This is a genomic window from uncultured Tateyamaria sp., assembly GCF_947504105.1.
In the GTDB taxonomy this organism is placed as follows: domain Bacteria; phylum Pseudomonadota; class Alphaproteobacteria; order Rhodobacterales; family Rhodobacteraceae; genus Tateyamaria.
On sequence record NZ_CANNGP010000115.1, the window covers coordinates 1 to 2,416 of the forward strand.

The following is a 2,416-nucleotide window of genomic DNA, read 5'->3' on the forward strand; positions in this document are numbered from 1 at the left end:
TAAGCTCATTGTCATCATGAACGCGGTGCTGAAGACCGGCGAACCGGCACGAAGGCCTTTGCCGAGCTGATGATTGCAGACCTTCGTTGCGACGGCTGCGAACTGGAACGATGCGGGACAAAGCGGACTTGTGCAAGCGTGGCTATTGCTGACGCAGCATCCCTTCGCCATTGCGGCACAAAGATTGCTGCCACGCGGTGGGTTTCACCAAACCGGTCATTGAAAGCAAGCCTAATCGGGCAAACTCAAACTGCGCTTTCGCTGCAAAGGTCAGTAATCATCGAGACGCGGGACAAAGCGGCCGTCTCTCATGACGCTCTCAACGACTGCTATGTGGCCGTCTGTCCAACTCGTTAGGTTCCGACGGGTCCGATCTGTTGTTGGGTTGGAGCGAAAATTACGGAATTGATCTTGTCATAGCGAGCTCAAAAAATCACTGTGGCTGCTTTGGAAACAGTGTGTCAGTTGTCGTGTCAATGGGTCCAAAGTGAGCACAGCGCCTACACAGGACTGCACTTTATCTCTACTCAAAGTAGATTCTTCTTTCGCGAATCGCCTTACTTATGGTTGCATTCTGCACCAAATAAAATTTTAACAAGTGTCGGGGGGCATTGAAGATGGCTACGTTTGAAATTGGTGAAATCGTCGACAATCCGGGATGGGATTACACGGGCTCAACGATAAACGGACAGGGATTTAAGCCAGACGGCTGGGTCGGCACACGCTCTACCGCAGATTTGCAGCAAGATGGCGTTTGGGAAACCAATACGGACGTGGGTCGGTCTGGCCTGTGGTTTGATGACACCCTGGACTCGGTCGAAGGCGTTGGTAACACCTATATGGCATTTGGCGGCCGTACGCGGGAGGCCATAGGCACAGATACGACCCAGGACCTAAGTGCTGGCGACGAGATCGTCATCGACTTTAGCTACGTGGTTTCAAACACGACTGCGACGTCATTTGAGGGGGATGCCTCGGGCACGTTCCGTTTCCAGATTGGAACGGATTTTGTGGACGTTCCATTGCAAATGCCAGCGACGCCTACAGAGCCATGGTGGCAGGAAGCCTCAGTCACACTTACACTCACGCAAGACGTACCTGCCGGAACGCAGTTCAATATGCAGGCGATTTCGGGTGGATATATCGGCATTGACGCCCTTGGCGGCGCGCCCGACGGCATCGTCGACGGTGAAGAAACTGGCGAGGTTATGATGACAGCGGCCAGGCGACAGACGGCGGCGGTGATCAGATCACCAATGGCGATGACAGCATCGAAGGCAATGGCGGCGACGACAGCATTACTGCTGGCGGCGGCAACGACACTGTCGATGGCGGTGCGGACAATGACACAATCATTGGCGGTCTAGGTGACGACAGTCTTTTGGGGGGGGACGGTGACGACTGCATTGAAGTCGACGGCCCAATTCCGGACTTTTTGTCTGGGGAGCTTTTGACGAACGGAGACTTTGACGGAAACGCCAATGGCTGGACACCGATTAACCCGACGGGCGGGTCTCAACCCACTTACTTCGCAAGTGGCGACGGCGTTCGCTTCAATCAAAACAACGAAGCCAGCTTCGGCGATAGCATTTTCCAGCAAGTCGATACTGTTATTGGAGAAACCTATCAGACCTCGGTGAGTTTTGCCGAGTTTGGCGCGCGCGCGGAGACGCATACAGCACTGATTGAGATCCTTGATGAAAACGGCAATGTCATAGCTTCAACGTCTATCGACGTCGCGGACGGAGAAACGCCAACGGTCGATTTGTCCTTTGTTGCGACGACCGCCACAATAGAACTTCGGATCACAAACCCCACATCCACTGGCTCAACTTTCTCAGATCTGGTGCTGACGAACGCTTCGATCATCGGACCCGACCCGAGCACCCCTGGAACACCCGGTGACAATTTTGCGGATGGCGGCGATGGCGATGACAAAATCGTCGGTGGCGACGGCAATGATACGCTTGAAGGCGGAAGCGGCGACGACACCATAAGCGCTGGCGACGGTCAGGACTTGGTCAATGGCGGTACCGGGAATGACATCATCGAAGGCGGCGGGGATAACGACATTCTCGATGGCGGGGACGACGCGGATACGATCATTGTCAACACGTTGGGCAACAATGTTAACACGACCACTGTCGTCGGCGGGTCTGGCGGGGACGACAACGATACACTCGACCTAAGCGAGCTACTGGCGCAGGGCTTTGAAGTTACAAGCTTTGTCCAGAACCCGGAAAGCAACGGCAATCCGGGTTTCAACGGCCAGGTCCAACTTTTCAATTCAACCACGGGCCAAACCGCTAGTATCAACTACACTGATATCGAGAATTTCAGTAAGCGTTGCGCTGACCCCACCTTCCTGATGCTTGCCTGATCTGCGAGTCCGTTGCCGAGAGTAGTTTGGCAATGG

2 protein-coding genes are annotated in these 2,416 nt (G+C 54.5%); both read left to right on the plus strand.

Annotated features, from left to right (window positions below; genetic code table 11):
* Positions 1–617 precede the first annotated feature (617 nt).
* Positions 618–1,367 carry a hypothetical protein gene (locus Q1A75_RS23700; RefSeq protein ID WP_299593450.1) on the plus strand — a complete coding sequence of 250 codons (750 nt, stop codon included), beginning with the start codon at positions 618–620 and terminating at the stop codon, positions 1,365–1,367.
* Positions 1,298–2,380 (plus strand): calcium-binding protein, encoded by a 1,083-nt coding sequence (locus tag Q1A75_RS23705; protein WP_366142236.1) that lies wholly within the window; start codon positions 1,298–1,300, stop codon positions 2,378–2,380. The genes Q1A75_RS23700 and Q1A75_RS23705 overlap by 70 nt, the downstream gene beginning before the upstream one ends.
* Positions 2,381–2,416: the final 36 nt, after the last annotated feature.

Excerpts from the sequence above, each read along its gene's own strand:
- Q1A75_RS23700 (WP_299593450.1), top strand. The coding sequence starts at position 618 with ATGGCTACGTTTGAAATTGGTGAAATCGTCGACAATCCGGGATGGGAT.